We start from the raw sequence: 20,600 nt of genomic DNA, 5'->3' as shown, positions 1-20,600 counted from the left end.
GCCCTCAGATTATTCATATTCTGTGTCTTTGTCACCTCACAGGATGACATTAAAAACCTTTGCTTCTAAGAAGTATAGCAGAAAAAATTCGTTTTGTAAACGAATTTTTCCCAAGCCAAGAAACGAGAGAGCGAGGAGGGAATCGTTGAAGTTCTCATTTTTGTATCAGGAAAGAGGTTAACGATCGACGCAGTGGTTGAGTGGCCCCTCCCACGCTCTAATTCTCGCTTGGACGGGCCTACTCAACTTTGCGGGGGAGGGACGACGAAACCGTCGTTTTAAATGGTAATCGATTTCTGTCCCTCTCCCTTTTCCCGAGCTAAGAAACAAGAGAGCGAGGAGGAAATCATTAAAGTTTTCATTTTTGTATTAGGAAAGAGGTCAACGGTAGACGCAGTGGTTGAGTGGTCCATTTTCTTTTACTTTTTGAGAGATTCGGTATCATTTTCTACTACAAAAGGCGAACAAGTGAGCCTGCTTTTCCCTTTGTTAGAAGGAAAGAGGCCGATTTTGTGGTATAATAGAGGACTAGAAGTAGAATGAATGAAAGAGAAGTCAGAGATGCTGTTAGAAGAATTTGATGCCAATCGACAGGCGATTATCAACCCACAAGACCTACATGGTCCCATTGAAGGATTTCCCAAAGTAGTCATCTCTTGCTTTTCAAGAGTAACTTTTGCGCGCCTCCTTGAAAATTATGAACATGAGGTCATTACAAGAACTTCCATGGCCAACTTTGAAGTCATTGTCTATGGGATTTCGATTGAAGACCAACAGATTGCTGTCTTTAATGCACCAGTTGGGGCTGCTTCCTGTGTAGGGATTATAGAGGATTTGATTCAATTTGGGATGGAAAAACTGGTGCTCTTTGGGACCTGTGGGGTTTTGGACCAAGATATTGAGGCGACCTCCATCATCATTCCAACAGCAGCTCTTCGAGACGAAGGGACCAGCTACCACTATCTTCCGGCTAGTGATGAAGTGGAAGTAAATAAGGAAACTCTTCCTCTCTTCCAAGCTTTTCTGGATAGTCACAAGGTTTCCTATCAGAAAGGAAAAGTGTGGACGACAGATGCTCCCTACCGGGAAACTATCGACAAGATGAAGCGACGAATGGAAGCAGGAGCCATCTGTGTAGATATGGAGTGTTCTGCAGTAGCTGCCTTAGCAGCTTTTCGGGACTTTGAGCTCTGCCATTTCTTCTACGCAGCAGACCACCTCTCGGAAGAAAAATGGGATATCCGAACCTTATCTAGTCATGAGGATTTAGATAGCAAGGATCGAATCGCGGATTTAGCCATCCAATTTGCGCTCTTATGGGAAAAGGCGAACTAAATGAAAGAAGCAATGATTGAATTGAAGGATTTTTCCTTCCAATACAAGGCACAGTCTGAGCCAACTTTAAAAAATCTCAACTTAACCATTTATAAGGGGGAAAAGGTCCTGATTGTCGGGCCATCTGGCTCTGGGAAGTCAACCATTGGCCAGTGCTTAAATGGGATTATCCCTAATATTTATAAGGGAACCAGTAGTGGGCAATTCCTCATTCAGGGGAAAGAAGCCTTTGATCTCAGTATTTATGAGAAATCTCACTTGGTCAGTACGGTCTTGCAGGATACAGATGGTCAGTTTATTGGTCTCAGTGTTGCAGAAGACTTAGCTTTTTCCCTTGAAAACGATATGGTGGAGCTGGAAAGGATGAAAACTCGGGTTCATACCTGGGCGGAGCGCTTAGATTTGAGCAAGCTCTTGGACCATCGGCCTCAAGATTTATCCGGTGGGCAAAAACAACGGGTCAGCTTGGCGGGTGTCCTGATTGACGAAAGTCCGATCCTGCTTTTTGATGAGCCACTGGCTAATCTAGATCCCAAATCGGGTCAGGATATCATAGATCTGATTGATCAGATTCATGAAGAGCAGGGAACGACAACCATTATCATCGAACACCGTTTGGAGGATGTGCTCTACCGTCCCATCGATCGGGTCATTTTGATCAATCAAGGGCAAGTCCTCTTTAATGGGAGCCCAGATGAGTTGTTGAGAACGACACTGCTGGCAGAAAATGGGATTCGTGAACCCCTCTATTTAACGACTCTTCGCCAGTTGGGCCAGGATATCAACGAGCTACCGCACTTGGACAAGGTAGAAAAACTACCACTTGGAGATTTATTAGTGGATATCCCAACTCCTCATTTTGAAAAAGGTGCAGAGGCAGAGACAATCCTAGAACTTGGTCATTTGAACTTTGCCTATCGAGAAGGCCAGCCCATTCTAAAAGACCTTTCTCTAACCATTCCAAAAGGCCAACGGTTGGCTATTGTTGGTAAAAATGGGGCTGGAAAATCAACCCTTGCTAAGGCGATTTGTGGCTTCATCCAGACGGAAGGAACCTATTTCTCAAAGGGAGAGGATATCAAGGGTGATAGTGTCAAGGAGCGGGCAGAGCGCGTGGGCTATGTCCTGCAAAACCCCAACCAGATGATCTCGACCAACATGATTTTTGATGAGGTGGCCCTGGGTCTTCGCTTGAGAAATGTTCCAGAGGAGCAAATCGAAAATCGTGTCCATCAAGCCTTGAAAACCTGTGGTCTTTACGAATTTCGTAAGTGGCCGATTTCTGCTCTATCCTATGGTCAGAAAAAGCGGGTGACCATCGCCTCTATCCTTGTCTTGGGACCAGATGTTCTCGTCCTCGATGAGCCGACGGCTGGTCAGGACCAACGAAACTATACGGAAATTATGGATTTCCTTGATGAACTCCATCAAAAAGGGCATACCATTGTCATGATTACCCATGATATGCAGCTCATGCTGGATTATTCGGACCGGGCAGTCGTGGTCATGGATGGGCAGGTTTTGGCTGATTTGACACCGGCTGAGCTCTTGACTCAACCAGAAATTTTGACGCGGGCTAATTTGAAAGAAACGTCTATTTTCGCCTTGGCAAATCGACTTGGTGTCGATCCTCTTGCCTTGACCCAGTTTTATATGAATCAGAAGGGGGAAGGTCATGAATAATCGCTTAGTCGGCTACCATGCCGGAACCAGTTTTCTGCATCGCCTTTCAGGCGCTAGCAAGCTTCTTTTCTTACTTTTGGTATCATTAGCTGCCATGTTGAGTTACGATACTCGCTTGTTGTTGGTCATTGGTCTAGGTGCCCTCGCCTTATTTGCAACCTCAGGCATTCGTTTGAAAGACATCTCCTTTGTTCTGAGTTTTGCCTTAGCTTTTGCCCTGCTAAATGTCTTGATGGTCTATCTTTTTGCCCCTCAATATGGGGTAGAAATCTATGGAGCAAAGACAGTTCTTCTAGATGGTTTAGGGGCATATAGTATTACAGCCCAAGAGTTATTTTATCTCTTCAACCTAGCTTTGAAGTATGTGTGTACCATTCCCTTAGCTCTCATTTTCTTGATGACCACCCATCCCAGTCAGTTTGCTTCGAGTCTCAACCAGATTGGGGTGTCCTACAAGATTGCTTACTCAGTGAGCTTGACCTTGCGCTATATTCCAGATGTGCAGGAGGAATACCAGATTATCAAGCTCTCGCAAGAAGCAAGAGGCTTGGAGTTGTCTAAAAAGGCCAACTTTGTCCAACGGGTGAAGGGAAATCTTCAGATGATTTCTCCCTTGATTTTTAGTTCTTTGGAGCGGATTGAAACGATCTCTACGGCCATGGAACTGCGCCGCTTTGGTAAAAATAAAAAACGAACTTGGTACACCTATCAGGAGATGACCACTCGTGATCGCTTGATTATCCTGGGGTCAATCTTCATGGTAGTCTTGAGTATCGTCCTGATTTGGGTAAACAAAGGTCGCTTCTATAATCCTTGGAGGTAAGAAAATGGCAGAAACAATTTTAGTAACGGGAGCATCTGCTGGCTTTGGTCAAGCGATTTGCCGCCGCTTAGTTACCGATGGGCATCGCGTGATTGGTGCTGCTAGACGCATTGAAAAATTACAGGCTCTTCAAGAAGAGCTGGGAGAAGCTTTTTATCCCCTTCAAATGGATGTGACGGATCTTTCTCAGGTGGATCTTGCACTTGCTAGTTTGCCAAAAGCTTGGGAGAGAGTGGATGTTTTGGTCAATAATGCTGGCTTGGCCCTAGGCCTCGCTCCAGCTCATGAAGCAGAGGTTGCAGATTGGTTGACCATGATTCAGACCAATATTATCGGCTTGACCTATCTGACAAGGAAAATCTTGCCTCAGATGGTGGAACGAAATGATGGTTATGTCATCAATATGGGGTCAACTGCTGGGACAGTGCCTTATCCAGGGGCCAATGTTTATGGTGCTTCCAAGGCCTTCGTTAAACAGTTTTCATTAAATCTGCGTGCGGACTTGGCTGGAAAACAGATTCGGGTGACCAACATTGAGCCAGGTCTCTGTGAAGGGACCGAGTTTTCGATGGTTCGCTTTAAAGGGGATGAAAAACGGGTAGAGGCTCTCTATCGAGACGCCCAAGCCATTCAGTCTGAAGACATTGCCAACACTGTAGCTTGGCTCATCCAACAACCCAAGCATTTCAATGTCAACCGGATTGAAATCATGCCGGTTTCCCAAACCTTTGGTCCGCAACCGATCTATCGGGGTGATTAGTTTTACTAACCAGCACGATCCGGTGCTGGTTATTTTTCCATGTTGAGAATAGAGAATAGGAGGGGGAAACCCATGTCAAAAGCTTTAGTGATTGGATCTACTGTTTGTGATGTTATGGTCTATCTGGATCGACTACCGAGTCGGGAAGGAGACGCCCATATCCATGAGCAGACTTGGTCTCTTGGAGGGTGTGCCTTTAATGTGGTCTCCGTACTTCATGCTTTGGATCAAAATGTTGACTTCATCTCGCCAGTGGGGACGGGTGTCTACGGGGACTTTGTCAAGGCAGAACTCGAGAGGCTGGGTATACATACTCCAATCTCAGTAACCGGGGCAAATGGTTGTTGTTATTGCTTTATCGAGTCGGATGGTGAACGAACCTTTTTATCAGATCATGGAGTAGAATATAGTTTTCAGAAGGAATGGCTCCAGTCTCTGGAGCAGGAAAGCTACGAATTTATTTATCTCTGTGGCCTTGAAGTAGAAGAGCCGACTGGATTGGAACTGATTCAATCTGTGTCAAAAGTCAAAGGCCAAGTCATTTTTGCGCCAGGACCTCGAGGTCTCTTGATTCCTAAGGAGCGTTTGGAAGCTATCTATGATTTGCATCCAATCCTTCATGTCAATGAGGCAGAAGCCAAGGCTTTTTCAGCTTGTGAAGAGATTGCTGACGCAGCTAAGAAGCTCTACCAAAGAACGGGACAGTTAGTCATCGTCACCTTGGGAGAAAAAGGAGCGATCGCATACGATGGTAGGTTCTACGAGATGTCCGGATTTCCGACAAAAGTTCGTGATACCGTAGGAGCAGGAGACAGTCATCTGGGAGCCTTTTTAGTGGCATCTTTGCAAGGGCTAGATGTGGAGGATGCCTTAAGCTTTGCTAACCGTCTAGCAAGTATGGTTGTGGCGATCAAGGGAGTTCATTTAGAGCGTCATCACCACCATACCCTAGAGCAAGAGTTAAAAAAATTAGTTCATTCAAAAAGAAGCTGACAAACTGTCAGCTTCTTTTTAGTATCATCTTATAATGGACGCTTATTGGGCATGCCTGCTTTTCTTGGATATTTATTTGGGGTTTCTTTTTTCTTTTCTACAAGAGTGATATAGCGTGGATCCCCATTTGGCAATTCATACTGTAGATTGTCTTCAACCTTGCTAAAGAGCAGATTGAGGGCGTTTTTGGCTTCCTCCAACTCTTCTGGAGCATTGCTAGCCTTGAGAGCAAGAAGCTGTCCCCCTACTTTCAGATAGGGAATGGTCAGTTCAGACAAGACTTGCATGCGGGCAACGGCGCGGGCAGTTACGATATCAAATTGGGCACGAAAGGCCTTGTCTTGTGCAAAGTCCTCAGCTCGTCCATGGTAGAAATGAACTCCGCTCAAGCCTAACTCTTCAGCTAGCAAGTGAAGGAAATTGATTCGCTTATTGAGGGAATCAATAATGGTCACATCTAGCTCAGGGAATAGGATCTTCATTGGTAGACTCGGAAAGCCAGCACCAGCGCCGATATCCAAGAGACGGATGGGTTGGTTTTCAATCAAACCTTGTAAAATGGGTGCGATAGAATCATAAAAATGCTTGAGATAGACTTCATCTTTATCGGTGATAGCGGTGAGATTAATTTTCTCATTCCATTCCACGAGGAGCTCGAAATAGCGTTCGTATTGCTCTTTTTGTCGATCAGTTAGTGGGAAGCCGAGGTCGGCTAAACGGTCATAAAATTCTTCTGGTTTCATAAGATAATTTTACCACAAAATAAGGGAAATTTGATATACTGGTACTAAAGAAATGAAAGGAATTCAATAAAATGATTTGGATTATTCTTGGGGTCCTAGTGGTCCTCGCATTATTAGTTGTTGGAGTATACAATGGCTTGGTAAAAAGTCGGATGCAGACTCGCGAAGCTTGGAGTCAAATCGATGTGCAATTGAAACGTCGGAATGACTTGATTCCAAACTTGATCGAAACCGTTAAAGGGTATGCTAAGTACGAAGGAGATACACTAGCAAAAGTAACTCAACTTCGCCAACAAGTAGCTCAAGCATCTTCACCTGCAGAAGCAATGGCAGCCAGTGATGCTCTTTCACGTCAAGTGGCAGGTATCTTTGCGGTGGCTGAAAACTACCCAGACTTGAAGGCTAACACCAACTTCATGCAATTGCAAGAAGAATTGACTAACACAGAAAACAAAATTTCTTATGCTCGTCAATTGTACAATAGTGTAACTAGCAACTACAATGTCAAGTTGGAAACTTTCCCAACAAATGTGATTGCTGGAATGTTTGGCTTCAAACAAGCCGAATTCCTTCAAGTACCTGAAGAAGAAAAAGCAGTACCAAAGGTGGACTTTAGCGGATTAGGAGACTAATATGCTCTTTGACCAAATTGCAAGCAATAAAAGGAGAACCTGGATTCTCCTTATTGCTTTTTTCATACTCTTGGCTCTTATCGGAGCAGCCGTTGGCTACCTCTGGTTAGGCTCTTCACTTGGCGGCGTCATCCTAGCCTTAATCATTGGTGGTATCTATGCCTTTAGTATGATTTTCCAATCAACAGAAGTTGTGATGCGGATGAACGGGGCGCGTGAGGTGACGGAAGAGCAAGCCCCTCAACTCTACCATATTGTCCAAGATATGGCTATGGTAGCTCAAATCCCTATGCCTCGAGTTTATATTGTAGATGATCCGTCCATGAATGCATTTGCGACAGGATCCAATCCTCAAAATGCTGCTGTTGCAGCAACGACAGGTCTTCTGGCTGTGATGAACCGTGAGGAATTGGAGGGAGTCATCGGACACGAAGTCAGCCATATTCGCAATTACGATATCCGCATCTCCACGATTGCGGTTGCCCTTGCCAGTGCCATCACCATGCTCTCTAGTATTGGAGGGCGGATGATGTGGTGGGGCGGTGGTCGTAGACGGGATGATGATCGAGAAGGAGGCAGTGGTTTAGAAATTATTATTCTGATCCTTTCCTTGATTGCCATCGTATTAGCTCCATTAGCGGCGACTTTGGTCCAATTAGCCATTTCTCGCCAACGGGAGTTCCTAGCGGATGCCTCAAGTGTCGAATTGACACGGAATCCTCAAGGAATGATCAATGCTCTTTTGAAGCTGGATAACAGTGTACCTATGCAACGAGAAGTCGATAGTGCAAGTAGTGCTCTCTTTATTAACGATCCCAAAAAAGAATCCGGATTTCAAAAGCTCTTTTATACCCACCCACCCATTGCTGAGCGGGTTGAAAGATTAAGAAACATGTAAAAAAGATCCACCAAACAGTGGATTCAGATTGAAGACACAATCATCTTAGAACCTTTCCTTAAGTGAGTACGGACGTCAGCGAACTTCTATGAAGTTCCATGACTTAGTTTTGGACCTAAGGTTCCAAAACTCCCGAGTGCTAGAAACAACCTTGTTTCTAGCACTTTTCTCACGGCGGAAAGTTTCAGTAGATGATTGAATAACTCTAAAGATAAAAAAGTATTTATCTTTATAGAAGTTAATAGAATTGTATAAAAGATAACTTTGTCTTTAAGCTCAATCCACCCAATGGTGGGTTTTTTATTTAGTTGTTAAGAGGAGGGTAGTGAAACCAAGGATGGCAAAGATCCCCCAAGCTAGGGGAAGGCTCCAGATAGCTAGACTAGAAAAGAGAGCTGTTCCAAGGGGCATGGCAAAGCTGACCATCAGTCCCAAAAAGCTAGAGGTAGACGCTAATTTTTCAGCGGGTAATTTACTCATTAAGAGACTGGAAACTTTTGGGTTGATTTTTGCAACAAGATAACCAAGGAAAGTGATGAGTAGAAGGGAAAGGAAATCCCAGTGCACCAGAATATTTGTGAGCCCAAGCATGGTCAGCCCACCTGCTATCCACAGAAGGATATGGTGGAGGGTTTGTTTGGAAAAATAATCGTGAGGTGTCAGACTAGCCCAGACCATGCTTAAAATAGTCACTGCCTCTAAGATCAAGAGGGATTGGCTAAAGCTCAACTGAAAGAAGGGGGAGTCAAGCAGTTGCAGATTGTAGATACCAGAGATGGATCCACCTAAGGCATTGATGAGAACCAATGAGAAGAGCAACTTGCCAAAGTGGTGGACCTCCTCATCTGCAAAAATATTTTTGGCATTGGAATACATCTCTTGGCATTCGTGTACCAAAGAATTCTTATTTTGGGGCTCAATGACGGGATCATGTGTCAGCTGCTTTTTTCTCATCAGGAGACAAGTGGAAGACAGGAGAAAAGTCACGGCATTGATCGAAGCGACCAGAGCAAAATGTTGATGGCTGATGGCTAGCAGCCAAACCCCTAAGGCTTGTCCAGAAATCGAGCAGACCATACTAAGTAGTTGATTGAAGGAGTAAGCCTCCATCAAATCCTCGCTAGAGATGTTCTTTTTCATGATGGGGAGTTGTAGCCCCCCGCGATAATCGCTCAAACAATCTGAAACAATGTTTAAAAAGCAAACAATCGAAAAGGCTAGGTAACCTGGAATCTTGGTCATGAGCGCAATAAGGATGAAGAGCATCGCTTGGAGATAGCCGATGCGGATCAACCAGTAAGCTTTTTTCTTCGTATGGTCAGCCTTCATGCCAACAAAAATGCTAAAGAGGCTGGGAATAAACACAATCAGATTAGCAATGCCAACCGCCAGACTAGGCTGAGGCATGCTGGCAGCAAAGACCACGAAGACCAGATTGTAGATGGCAGCACCAAGGGTATTCAAAAAGCGAGAAAGGCTTAGTAAGGCAAAAATTTTATTACGAGCTAAGAGTTTCATAAGCCTTCCTCCTTCACGTGATCAGTGGGTAGAGCTTGTTTGATGGATCGAAAGATTTGTTTTAAGATCTGTAATTTCTCATCATCAGAGAGAAGAAGTTTCTGATCTTTTAGGTAGACGCTGGTATGCTTGAGAAACAAATGAAGGAAATATCTTTTTAGTTTGATCATCATGGAAGAAACCTTCTTTCTTTGCTTGATGATCCTATTGTAGACCTCAGAAATAAGAAAAACAAAATGTTGCATATTTTCAACAAAAAGAGGCTGGGACAAAAGTCCTAGCCTCTCAATTGTCTTTGGATTGTCGAGCAAGACGCAGTGGTTGAGTGGGCTCTACTACGCTGATTTCATCAGCTTTTACAGCCCTACTTAACTGTGCGGAGGTGGGACGACGAAATCGAATTCTAACGAATTACCAATTTCTGTCCCACTCTCTTTTCAGGATTCCTTGATGAGTTCTTGCAGGCCCTGTTTGTAGTAGTTGGCACTGTCCTTACAATCCAGAATAGAGAGAATCTGGATGGCCTGCTCCATCTTTTCAAGACCGATTTCTTTTTCTCCCTTTCGATAGAGAAATTCTCCTTTGGCGTAGAGATAAACCGTCCGAAGGTAGGCTTCGTTCTCAGAGTAAAAGTGGTTGTTAATCAGGTGATCAAAATAGGTTGCATCTTCAAATTCATTTGAACTAATGGCCAGAAAAAAGCCATTAAGGAAAATAGAATTGATGGCAGGACGAGAGGAATCTAGGAGAAGCTTGAAATCCTCCCGTTGGACCAACTCCTTTGTGTATTGTCGATAGAGCTGACTAGAGAAAAGAGGAGAGGTCAGTGAAAATAGGCTTAACTCAAAATTTCCCCAGACCATGACAGAGAAGAGGTAGTCATAGAGGAAATCTAGTTCCTCTTGGCTAGCAGCCAACTCTACCTCAGGATAGTTGCCAAGCATTTTGGCCTTGAGAATAATGCTGGCTAAGAAGTCTTCTTTTTTCTGATGTTTCTGGTAGGCTTGCTGGTAGCTTTGGTACAAGGCTTGATCATGTTCCAAGCTCATGTTTTCATAGTGCTCTTTTAACAATTTGGGAATAAAGGAGTGCTGATCGATCCCTGCTAGATGGGAAAACTCACTGAGGCTGGTTTTGATTTGTTGAAGGGCCTGAAAAAACCGTTGCGTCGTCAGGTCATTTTCCCCTCTTTCAAATCGAGACAGCATAGAGCGCGAAAATTCGCCACCCGTAGCCTCCTCTAAAGAGATGTGGCGACTTTCACGTATTTGCCGAAAAACTGCTCCGATTTCTTTCATGACTTCTCCTCTATCTAACATTGATCAATGCCCTAGCAAGTGACCATCTTTTGTTCAAGAGATGTGGGACCATTGTGTACAACACCAATTTGCCTAGTCTCTGTATCTTTTTCATGATTATAACAAATTTTTGAGGAGACATCTTGGTTGAAGGGACAGCTTCATGATATACTAGTAGTATCTAGAAGATTTGAGGACAATATAGAATGAATTTATTTACACAAGAAATCCGTAAAAATCCTGAAGGACTAGCATTTGCTCAAGAGTTGGATTTGTTAAAAGAATTGCAAAAGCGTAATCCAGAAATTCTTGATTTGAAGAATGTGACAGCGACAGGTCGAGTAGCTCATGATACAGGTCTTTATGTCTTGGATTACCAGTTGAACTACACCATCGTTTTGGCATCTAGTCGAAGCATGGAACCTGTTGAACTCCAAGAAAGCTATCCTGTAACAGAAGTATTTGCTGAGGACGTACAGTCTGACGCAGATATCGAGGCCCTAGAGGAAGACTTGATCCTTCCAATCGAAGGTGGGAAGATTGATCTGAGTGAGAGTGTGGCGGATAATATCCTGCTCAATATTCCCCTCAAGGTTCTCACTCCAGAAGAGGAGGCTGGACAAGGGTTTATCGAAGGCAATGATTGGAAAATCCTATCCGAAGAAGAATACCAAGCCGCTCAAGCGATTAAGAAAGAAGAAAATAGCCCCTTTGCTGGCCTTCAAGGATTATTTGACGGAGAAGAATAATGTTTGATAGGAGCCTTCCTAAAGGAAAGCGAAAGTAGGGGTGGGGAGCAAAAATTAGCTAGCATAGCGGGGAGCTAGTCGAAGTTAGAAACGGTGTCTGTCTACAAATAGCGAATTATGGAAGCTAATGAATGAATGTCTAAAACCGATGACTAGAATCTATTAGAAAGTGTCTGAGGACTGTAACTCAGGCACTTTTTATTTTTTGCTTCAAAGTAGATAGGAGCTATCTTTCTACATGAAGGGGCAGGGGATGATTTTCTACTTTCATTTGATGTCAAAAAATGGTAGAATATAGGCAAACTATAAAGAGGAGTGTCACATGACAAAAGCAAACTTTGGTGTTGTTGGTATGGCCGTAATGGGTCGTAACCTTGCCCTTAATATTGAATCTCGTGGATACACAGTTGCTATCTATAACCGTAGTAAAGAAAAAACAGAAGATGTTGTTGCTTGCCATCCTGAAAAGAACTTTGTACCAAGCTATGATATCGAAAGCTTCGTAAACTCAATCGAAAAACCACGTCGGATCATGCTCATGGTTCAAGCAGGACCTGGTACAGATGCGACCATCCAAGCCCTTCTTCCACATTTGGACAAAGGCGATATCTTGATCGACGGAGGAAATACGTTCTACAAAGATACAATCCGTCGTAATGAAGAGTTGGCGAACTCTGGTATCAACTTCATCGGTACAGGTGTTTCTGGTGGTGAAAAGGGTGCCCTTGAAGGTCCTTCTATCATGCCTGGTGGACAAAAAGAAGCTTATGAATTGGTAGCTGATGTTCTTGAAGAAATCTCTGCAAAAGCACCAGAAGATGGTAAACCATGTGTGACTTACATCGGTCCTGATGGAGCTGGTCATTATGTGAAAATGGTCCATAATGGTATCGAGTATGGGGATATGCAATTGATCGCTGAAAGCTATGACTTGATGCAACACTTGCTTGGCCTTTCTGCTCAAGACATGGCTGAAATCTTCACTGAGTGGAACAAGGGTGAATTGGACAGCTACTTGATCGAAATCACTGCGGATATCCTTGGACGCAAAGACGACGAAGGTCAAGATGGCCCAATCGTTGACTACATCTTGGATGCTGCAGGAAATAAAGGAACTGGTAAATGGACTAGCCAATCAGCGCTTGACCTTGGTGTGCCATTGTCACTCATTACGGAGTCAGTATTTGCCCGTTACATCTCTACATACAAAGAAGAACGTGTACACGCTAGCAAGGTGCTTCCAAAACCAGCTGCTTTCAAATTTGAAGGTGATAAGGCTGAGTTGATCGAAAAGATCCGTCAAGCCCTTTACTTCTCAAAAATCATTTCATACGCACAAGGTTTTGCACAATTGCGTGTTGCATCTAAAGAAAACAACTGGAACTTGCCATTTGCAGACATCGCTTCTATCTGGCGTGATGGCTGTATCATCCGTTCTCGTTTCTTGCAAAAGATCACGGATGCATACAACCGTGATGCAGACCTTGCTAACCTTCTTTTGGATGAGTACTTCTTGGATGTCACTGCTAAGTATCAACAATCTGTTCGTGATATCGTAGCTCTTGCTGTTCAAGCTGGTGTGCCAGTCCCAACCTTCTCAGCAGCTATCACTTACTTTGATAGCTACCGTTCAGCGGATCTTCCAGCGAACTTGATCCAGGCACAACGTGACTACTTCGGTGCTCACACATACCAACGTAAGGATAAAGAAGGTACCTTCCACTATTCTTGGTACGACGAAAAATAATTGTAGGTTATGACAAAGCGGATATTACTAGTAGAAAATGAAAAGAATTTAGCGCGCTTTATTGATTTAGAACTTCAGAAAGCAGGCTATGTAGTTGATTTGGTAGAACAAGGGGAACTCGCCTTGAAACTCCTGCAAGCTACAGAATATGATTTAATTCTTCTCAATTACGAACTAGAAGATATGAGTGGGGAAGAGTTTGCCCAGCGTCTGAGCAAGATTCGTCCTGCAGCAGTCTTGATTGTCTTGGATAGTCGTGAGAAAATTTCAGAGCATATGGAGAGTATCCAACGATTTGCAGTATCTTATGTCATCAAACCATTCGTGATCAGTGATTTGGTTGAGAAAATCATCGCTATTTTTAGAGGTCGTGATTTTATTGACCAACATTGTAATCAGATGAAAGCTCCTACTTCCTATCGAAATTTGCGTATTGATGTCGAGAATCATATGGTGTATCGGGGAGAAGAAGTGATTGACCTGACACGTCGAGAATATGACCTGTTAGCGACTTTGATGGGAAGCAAACATGTCCTTAGTCGGGAGCAACTCTTAGAGCGGGTGTGGAAATATGAGAGTACAGCAGAAACCAATATCGTTGATGTCTATATTCGCTATCTTCGTGGGAAAATAGATCTTCCAGGACAAAAGAGCTATATCAAAACTGTCCGAGGTGTCGGCTACCAAATGCAAGAATAACAACAATCCCTTTGATGAGAAATCTCAAAGGGATTTTTTTGTTTGTCAAAAAGGAAGAAAGAAAAATTTTTTAAAAAAATTTTTTTAAAATCTTGTGAAAGAAGCAAACGTTTGCCTGGATTACAGTATTTCCAAGGCCTTTGTATATAATGTTTGTGAATTAAAAATTTACATGTAAGGGCTTTACAAAAAGAAAAAAAGTGGTATAATAGTAAGTGAAATATGCAAACGTTTTCTCGTATTGCGGGCATTTCAATTTTATAAGGAGGTCGAATGATGAATAAACAATCATTCAAAAGTCTATTAAGCTTTGAATTTTGGCAAAAATTCGGTAAAGCGTTGATGGTGGTCATTGCAGTTATGCCGGCGGCAGGTCTGATGATCAGTCTTGGTAAAACCATTGCAATGATTAATCCAGAACTTGGTTTCTTGGTAACTACCGGTGGTGTTCTTGAACAGATCGGTTGGGGGGTTATCGGAAACCTCCACATCCTCTTTGCTCTCGCTATCGGTGGTAGCTGGGCGAAAGAACGTGCGGGTGGGGCCTTTGCAGCAGGTCTATCCTTTATCCTGATTAACCGGATCACTGGTGTGATGTTCGGTGTAACAGGAGATATGCTGAAAGATCCAGAAGCGAAGGTGAAAACACTTCTTGGTGGATCTATCAAGGTTGCTGATTACTTCACGAGTGTGTTAGAATCACCTGCCTTGAATATGGGAGTTTTCGTTGGGATTATTGCCGGTTTTGTAGGGGCAACAGCCTTTAACAAATACTACAACTACCGCAAGTTACCAGATGCCCTATCATTCTTTAACGGGAAACGCTTTGTTCCATTTGTCGTTATCCTTCGTTCTGCAATTGTGGCTCTTATCTTGTCATTCTTATGGCCAGTAGTCCAAACAGGAATTAACAACTTTGGTATTTGGATTGCTAACTCAAAAGAGACTGCTCCAATCTTAGCACCATTTGCTTTCGGTACCTTGGAACGTCTCTTGCTTCCATTTGGTCTTCACCACATGTTGACTATCCCAATCAACTATACTCAATTGGGTGGTACTTATGAAGTGTTAACTGGTGCAGCAAAAGGCACTCAAGTATTTGGTCAAGATCCACTTTGGTTGGCTTGGATTACAGACTTAGGAAATACAAAAGTTTCTGACCCTGCTACTTACCAACACTTGTTGGATACTGTCACACCTGCTCGTTTCAAAGTGGGACAAATGATCGGTTCATTCGGTATCTTGATGGGGGTTGCCCTTGCCATTTACCGTAATGTAGACCCTGATAAGAAACACAAATACAAAGGGATGATGATTGCGACTGCTCTTGCAACCTTCCTCACAGGGGTTACAGAACCAATCGAGTACATGTTTATGTTCGTAGCAATGCCTCTTTACCTCGTTTATGCAGTGGTACAAGGTGCAGCCTTCGCGATGGCAGATATCGTCAATCTCCGTGTCCATTCATTTGGATCAATTGAGTTCTTGACTCGTACACCAATGACCATTAAAGCTGGTATTGGTATGGATATCATTAATTTCATCTGGGTAACTGTACTTTTTGCAGTGATCATGTACTTCATTGCAAACTTCATGATCCAGAAATTTAACTACGCAACTCCTGGACGTAATGGAAACTACGAACAAGCTGAGGGTGGTGCAGAAGAGTCTGAAACTTCAGGTTCAAGTAAAGTGGCTGCTGCTTCTCAAGCGGTTAACATCATTAACCTTCTTGGTGGTCGTGCCAATATCGTCGATGTAGATGCATGTATGACTCGTCTTCGTGTTACTGTTAAAGACGAAACTAAAGTCGGAACAGAAGAACAATGGAAGGCTGAAGGAGCAATGGGACTTGTCATGAAAGGACAAGGTGTCCAAGCGATTTACGGTCCAAAAGCGGACGTCTTGAAATCAGATATCCAAGATTTGTTAGACTCAGGTGAAGTGATTCCTGAAACTCTTCCAAGTCAAAAGACAGCGGTTCAACAAGCAGAAGTTGCCTTTAAAGGGGTGACGGAAGAAGTTCACTCAGTTGCTGAAGGACAAGTCATTGAATTAGAAAAAGTTCAAGATCCAGTCTTCTCACAAAAAATGATGGGTGACGGATTTGCAGTTGAACCAGCAAATGGTCAGATTGTTTCACCAGTAGCTGGTAAGGTGACAAGCGTCTTCCCTACCAAACATGCGCTTGGTTTGGTAACAGAATCTGGTCTTGAAGTCCTCGTTCATATCGGTCTTGATACTGTAAGTTTGGAAGGTAAACCTTTCACAGTGAAGGTAGAAGAAGGCCAAACAGTGGCAGCGGGAGACCTATTGGTAGAAGCAGATTTGGATGCTATTCGTGAAGCTGGACGTGCAACTTCAACAGTTGTAGTCTTCACAAATGGTGCAGCAATTAAATCTGTTACTCTTACACAAACTGGTCAACTTCCAGCAGATGCTGTGGTTGCTAAGGTTGAATTATAATCTATGAGAGTTATTCCTTGTATCTATTGGATACAGGGAATTCTCTATTAGGAGAGTAGGATCATGAAATTTTTAACTTTAAACACTCATAGTTGGATGGAAGAAAATCCCCAACAAAAATTTGAGGACTTATTAAAAGACATTCTTGAAAAGCAATACGACTTGATTTGTTTCCAAGAAATTAATCAGACCATCGAAAGTCCAGTTGTTCCTGTTAATGACTTGTACCATCCAACTCCTTCTTCGGAGCCGATCCATCAGGATCACTATGTTCGTTGTTTAGTTGAAAAATTAGAAGAAGAAGGATTGAGCTACCACTGGACCTGGGCTTATAACCATATCGGCTATGACCGTTATCATGAAGGTGTGGCGATTCTATCGCGTACCCCAATCCAGGCAAGCGAACTCTTGGTTTCAGATGTGAATGATCCAACAGATTATCATACACGACGGATTGCCATTGCAGAAACCCAAGTTGATGGGAAAGACATTGCTGTTGCCAGTGTTCACCTCTCTTGGTGGGACAAAGGCTTCCAGCAAGAGTGGGCGCGTTTAGAAGAACGCTTTAGCCAATTGCAAAAGCCTTTGATTTTAGCTGGGGACTTTAATAATCCAGCTGGGCAAGAAGGTTATGAAGCCATTTTAGCGAGCCCGCTAGCTCTTCAAGATAGCTTTATTGAAGCTCGCCAGACCAAGGGGACTTACACTGTAGGTCCTGGAATTGATGGATGGGATGATAATCAAGTACCCTTGCGGATTGATTATATTTTCACCTCAAAAGAATGGGTTATCGAACGGCTAGAAGTTGTGTTTGATGGTTCTAGTCAGCCTCTCGTCAGCGACCATTATGGTTTGTCAGCTGACTTGTATTTACCATAATATTCAAATCCCTATCCCTCCAGGAGGCTAGGGATTTTCTTTATTTCCCTTGCTTTCACTTTAGCCCTAAATATGATAGAATAAAGTATTAAGAAACGATAAGGAGGGTGTCCATGCGGTGTCCAAAATGTGGCGGAAATAAGTCTAGTGTTGTAGATAGTCGCCAGGCAGAAGATGGAAAAACGATTCGTAGAAGAAGAGAATGTGATGAATGTCATCATCGCTTCACCACTTATGAACGAGTAGAAGAGCGGACTCTTGTTGTGGTGAAAAAAGATGGCACCCGGGAACAGTTTTCTAGAGATAAAATATTTAATGGGATTATTCGATCTGCTCAGAAACGTCCCGTGTCGAGTGACGAAATTGAGGAAATTGTGGGGCGAATCGAACAAAAGATTCGTAGTCAGAGTGAAAATGAGATCCAGAGTGACTATATCGGATCACTTGTCATGGACGAGTTAGCAGAATTGGACGAAATTACCTATGTTCGATTTGCGAGTGTCTATCGTAGTTTCAAGGATGTTGGTGAATTGGAAAGTCTCTTAAAGCAGATTACCAAAGGAACGAAGAAGAAAAAGGAAAAATAGATGAAGCCCAATACTTCATTTTCTTTCTTGAAGAATAATTATTTAGCGCCTACAGGAGCCTCTTTCACGCATCTGTATGGACCAATATTAGGTGTTCAAGCAAGTCAATTATATACTTTTCTGCTGAGTCTCTATGATCAGGGGAAAGAAAAACGGCTGATTGCTGTTGTTTTAAATCATTTGGATCTAGGTTTCGCTCATTTTCTCGAAAGTCTAGACCGTTTGATTGCCATGAATTTACTAGAGGTTTTTGAGACAGATGAAGGAATTCAGTTCCGATTTTTGGCTCCGCTAGAAGCAGATCAATTTTTCGCCAATGTTGCTTATCAGAAGTTGCTGGAGAAAAAAATAGGAGAAGCAGCAGTTCGTGACTTGCTTCCTGAAAAACCAGAGGGAGAGAAACGGAAGGTGAACTTTGCCTCTATTTTTGGGATTGATGGTGTTTCGACCCCTCAGAGGAAAGTATCTTCCTTCAGTTTAGAGCACTTTAAACAATTAATGGTACGGGATGGCCTTCGTTTTGAGAACGAACAAGAGGACCTCTTAGTTCTTTATGCCATCACCGAAGAGAAGAATTGGACTTGGTACGAGACCTATCTGTTGGCCAAGGAGACAGCGGTTAATTTGGTCATTTCGACCAAACGGATGAGACAAAAACTGACCCAAGAGCCACAAGAAAAAGGTAAGGATGAGTTCACTCCGCAGGAAAGGGCCATTATCCGGGAAGCTAAAAATAAGACCAGTCGTCAATTTTTAGCAGGAATAAAAAAAGCGCGTAAGGCTGTTGTGACCCAATCAGAACGCCAAGTAATTTCTGACTTGGCCCAGTTAGGCCTATTAGATGAAGTCATAAACGTGATCTTGTTGTTGACCTTTAATAAGGTTGCTTCTGCTAATCTCAATGAAAAATATGCCTTAAAAGTTGGGAATGATTTTGCGTATGAGGGAATTAAAACGGCTGAAGAGGCTGTCCTGAAGATCCGCCAGCGCCAAGACTCCCATACACAAAAAGCAAAAGAGAAAGCAACTAAGAGTGGACAAGCGACTGGAAAAACCAATGTTCCTAAGTGGAGTCAGCCTAACTATACCAATCAGACCAGCCAGGAAGAACAGGCTAATCTAGAACAACAAAAACGAGCCTTGCTCGATAAATTAAATCAAGGAGGGGAGTAAATGGAGAGCGTAGGGAAAACCATGTCCCAGATGAATCGATCACAGCAGTTCAATTATGAAGAATTGGTAGCTCAAATTCTCGCCGAACCTGAGATTGCAAGCTTTATTCAAAAGGAAGCCTTGTCGGAAGCAGAAATCCGTCGTAGCATTTCAAAATTTAACCAATACATCAGTGAACGAAATCGCTTTGTCCTCGGGGATGAAGATTATATTGCAAGAGGGTATAAGCCTGTATTGGTCATGAATGAAGGCTATGCGGATGTTTCCTATGAAGAGACACCTGAGTTGATTGAGGCACAAAAACAAGCTGCTATCAATAAACGCTTGCAGCTGATCAACTTGCCAAGCACCTTGAGGGAAGCTTCCTTAGCGAAAGTTGACTTGGATGATCGGGGACGTTTTGGAGCCTTTGAAGAGTTGGCCAATTTTGTTGCTTCCTATCCTCAAGCCCGTAAAGGGATTTTTCTATATGGAGATTTTGGAGTTGGGAAAAGCTATATGATGGCAGCCCTTGCCCACGACTTATCTGAAAAACGGCAGGCTTCTTCAACGATTCTGCATTTTCCAAGCTTTGTCATCGATGTCAAAAATGCCATTAATACAGGCCAAGTTAAAGAGATGCTGGATCAAGTCAAGAAGGCTGAAATCTTGATTCTTGATGACATTGGGGCAGAGCAAATGTCGCCTTGGGTGCGGGATGAAGTCTTGCAAGTGATTTTGCAACACCGGATGCAGGAGATTCTTCCAACCTTCTTTACCTCCAATTTCAATTTTGAAGACTTGGAACGTCATTTTGCTACGTCTCGGAATGGAGATGAGACTTGGCAAGCTAAACGTGTCATGGAGCGAATAAAGTTCCTGGCTAAAGAAGTGCGCCTAGAAGGAGAAAATCGTCGATGAATACCGTTATTGATTTGATGAAATCTCATTCCTCTGTCCGTCGCTTTAAAGAGGAGGATATCAAGGAGGAAGATCTTCGAGCGATCCTAACAGCTGGGCAAATGGCTTCCTCTTGGAAAAATTTTCAGTCCTATTCCATCATCTTAGTGAGAAGCCAAGAAAAGAAAGAGGCACTGTATCAATTTGTCCCTCAGGAGGCCATCCGTCAATCCTCTGTCTTCCTATTGTTTGTAGGAGATCTCAACCGAGCTGAAAAAGGGGTTCGGATGCATACGGATCAATTCCATCCAGAAGGACCGGATAATTTGTTGATTACTTCTGTAGATGCTGCCTTGGCAGGTCAAAATACTTTGTTGGCTGCAGAGAGTTTAGGCTATGGAGGGGTCATTATCGGCTTGGTGCGTTATCAAGCTTCTGAAGTGGCTAAATTATTTAATTTACCAGACTATACCTATCCTGTCTTTGGGATGGCTTTAGGGGTGCCAAATCAGAATCATCCTGTTAAACCACGCCTTCCTTTGGAAGCTGTTGTATTTGAGGAAAGCTATCAAGTGCAGACTCCTGAGGTGATTGAAGCCTTTGACCAAGTACAGACTGCCTATGCTGGAGCACGGGCAACAGATACTTGGAGTCAACGCTTGGCTGCCCAATTTGGACAGGAGGAACCAGTTGCTACGGCAGAGTTATTAAAGAAACACCAACTAGAAAAATAAGAGA

Annotated in this window: 19 protein-coding genes; 16 read left to right on the top strand and 3 right to left on the bottom strand. The window is 43.2% G+C overall.

Annotated features, from left to right (window positions below):
- Positions 1-561: 561 nt before the first annotated feature.
- The 5 genes from L0M85_RS03965 (at position 562) to L0M85_RS03945 (ending at position 5,594) form a co-directional block, all read left to right on the top strand.
- Entirely contained in the window at positions 562-1,335 is a 774-nt protein-coding gene (locus L0M85_RS03965) for a nucleoside phosphorylase (protein ID WP_125329334.1), read from the top strand.
- Positions 1,336-3,018 carry an ABC transporter ATP-binding protein gene (locus L0M85_RS03960; RefSeq protein ID WP_238656520.1) on the top strand — a complete coding sequence of 561 codons (1,683 nt, stop codon included), beginning with the start codon at positions 1,336-1,338 and terminating at the stop codon, positions 3,016-3,018.
- On the top strand, positions 3,011-3,841 hold the full coding sequence (locus L0M85_RS03955; RefSeq protein ID WP_125329119.1) for an energy-coupling factor transporter transmembrane component T: 831 nt from the start codon (positions 3,011-3,013) through the stop codon (positions 3,839-3,841). The genes L0M85_RS03960 and L0M85_RS03955 overlap by 8 nt, the downstream gene beginning before the upstream one ends.
- A 4-nt stretch (positions 3,842-3,845) precedes the next feature.
- Positions 3,846-4,601: an SDR family oxidoreductase gene (locus L0M85_RS03950; RefSeq protein WP_048691652.1), complete on the top strand. Its 756-nt coding sequence runs from the start codon at positions 3,846-3,848 to the stop codon at positions 4,599-4,601.
- Positions 4,602-4,673: 72 nt separating this feature from the next.
- Entirely contained in the window at positions 4,674-5,594 is a 921-nt protein-coding gene (locus L0M85_RS03945) for a carbohydrate kinase family protein (RefSeq protein WP_238656519.1), read from the top strand.
- Between the two features lie 29 nt (positions 5,595-5,623).
- Here the strand turns inward: L0M85_RS03945 and rsmG are convergent, their stop codons facing one another.
- The gene (rsmG, locus tag L0M85_RS03940; RefSeq protein WP_048716547.1) at positions 5,624-6,337 is read right to left on the bottom strand and encodes a 16S rRNA (guanine(527)-N(7))-methyltransferase RsmG; all 714 of its coding nucleotides are present in this window, start codon (positions 6,335-6,337) and stop codon (positions 5,624-5,626) included.
- A gap of 71 nt (positions 6,338-6,408) precedes the next feature.
- Between rsmG and L0M85_RS03935 the strand changes: the two genes are divergently transcribed.
- The gene (locus L0M85_RS03935; protein ID WP_003004967.1) at positions 6,409-6,969 is read left to right on the top strand and encodes a LemA family protein; all 561 of its coding nucleotides are present in this window, start codon (positions 6,409-6,411) and stop codon (positions 6,967-6,969) included.
- A gap of 1 nt (position 6,970) precedes the next feature.
- Positions 6,971-7,867 (top strand): zinc metalloprotease HtpX, encoded by an 897-nt coding sequence (htpX, locus tag L0M85_RS03930; protein ID WP_048716550.1) that lies wholly within the window; start codon positions 6,971-6,973, stop codon positions 7,865-7,867.
- A 300-nt stretch (positions 7,868-8,167) separates the two neighbouring features.
- On the opposite strand, the gene L0M85_RS03925 is transcribed toward htpX, so the two are convergent.
- Positions 8,168-9,385, bottom strand: a complete 1,218-nt coding sequence (locus L0M85_RS03925; RefSeq protein ID WP_238656518.1) for a transporter — start codon at positions 9,383-9,385, stop codon at positions 8,168-8,170.
- A gap of 437 nt (positions 9,386-9,822) precedes the next feature.
- Positions 9,823-10,683: an Rgg/GadR/MutR family transcriptional regulator gene (locus L0M85_RS03920; protein ID WP_238656517.1), complete on the bottom strand. Its 861-nt coding sequence runs from the start codon at positions 10,681-10,683 to the stop codon at positions 9,823-9,825.
- Between the two features lie 206 nt (positions 10,684-10,889).
- Here L0M85_RS03920 and L0M85_RS03915 point away from each other — a divergent pair, with 206 nt between their 5' ends.
- From L0M85_RS03915 to L0M85_RS03875, 9 genes are all read left to right on the top strand, one after another.
- On the top strand, positions 10,890-11,432 hold the full coding sequence (locus L0M85_RS03915) for a DUF177 domain-containing protein (protein ID WP_236127842.1): 543 nt from the start codon (positions 10,890-10,892) through the stop codon (positions 11,430-11,432).
- Positions 11,433-11,754: 322 nt separating this feature from the next.
- Complete coding sequence (gndA, locus tag L0M85_RS03910) at positions 11,755-13,179, top strand: NADP-dependent phosphogluconate dehydrogenase (RefSeq protein ID WP_006151777.1); 1,425 nt, start codon at positions 11,755-11,757, stop codon at positions 13,177-13,179.
- Positions 13,180-13,188: 9 nt separating this feature from the next.
- On the top strand, positions 13,189-13,878 hold the full coding sequence (locus L0M85_RS03905; protein ID WP_129822395.1) for a response regulator transcription factor: 690 nt from the start codon (positions 13,189-13,191) through the stop codon (positions 13,876-13,878).
- Between the two features lie 276 nt (positions 13,879-14,154).
- Positions 14,155-16,344, top strand: a complete 2,190-nt coding sequence (locus tag L0M85_RS03900) for a PTS transporter subunit IIBC (protein ID WP_154854190.1) — start codon at positions 14,155-14,157, stop codon at positions 16,342-16,344.
- Between the two features lie 63 nt (positions 16,345-16,407).
- Positions 16,408-17,223, top strand: a complete 816-nt coding sequence (locus L0M85_RS03895) for an endonuclease/exonuclease/phosphatase family protein (RefSeq protein ID WP_129822394.1) — start codon at positions 16,408-16,410, stop codon at positions 17,221-17,223.
- A gap of 113 nt (positions 17,224-17,336) precedes the next feature.
- Positions 17,337-17,810 carry a transcriptional regulator NrdR gene (nrdR, locus tag L0M85_RS03890; RefSeq protein WP_006595763.1) on the top strand — a complete coding sequence of 158 codons (474 nt, stop codon included), beginning with the start codon at positions 17,337-17,339 and terminating at the stop codon, positions 17,808-17,810.
- Positions 17,811-18,983: a DnaD domain protein gene (locus tag L0M85_RS03885; RefSeq protein ID WP_236127843.1), complete on the top strand. Its 1,173-nt coding sequence runs from the start codon at positions 17,811-17,813 to the stop codon at positions 18,981-18,983.
- The gene (dnaI, locus tag L0M85_RS03880; RefSeq protein WP_238656516.1) at positions 18,984-19,883 is read left to right on the top strand and encodes a primosomal protein DnaI; all 900 of its coding nucleotides are present in this window, start codon (positions 18,984-18,986) and stop codon (positions 19,881-19,883) included. It begins immediately after the preceding gene.
- Positions 19,880-20,596 (top strand): NADPH-dependent oxidoreductase, encoded by a 717-nt coding sequence (locus L0M85_RS03875; protein WP_117744584.1) that lies wholly within the window; start codon positions 19,880-19,882, stop codon positions 20,594-20,596. The genes dnaI and L0M85_RS03875 overlap by 4 nt, the downstream gene beginning before the upstream one ends.
- The last annotated feature ends 4 nt before the right edge of the window (positions 20,597-20,600 follow it).

It is taken from the genome of Streptococcus sp. DFI.7.26, from assembly GCF_022240605.1.
Taxonomy (GTDB): Bacteria; Bacillota; Bacilli; order Lactobacillales; family Streptococcaceae; genus Streptococcus; species Streptococcus xiaochunlingii.
Note: the sequence above shows the minus strand (reverse complement) of the source record. Positions and strands in the feature narration are given on the sequence as shown.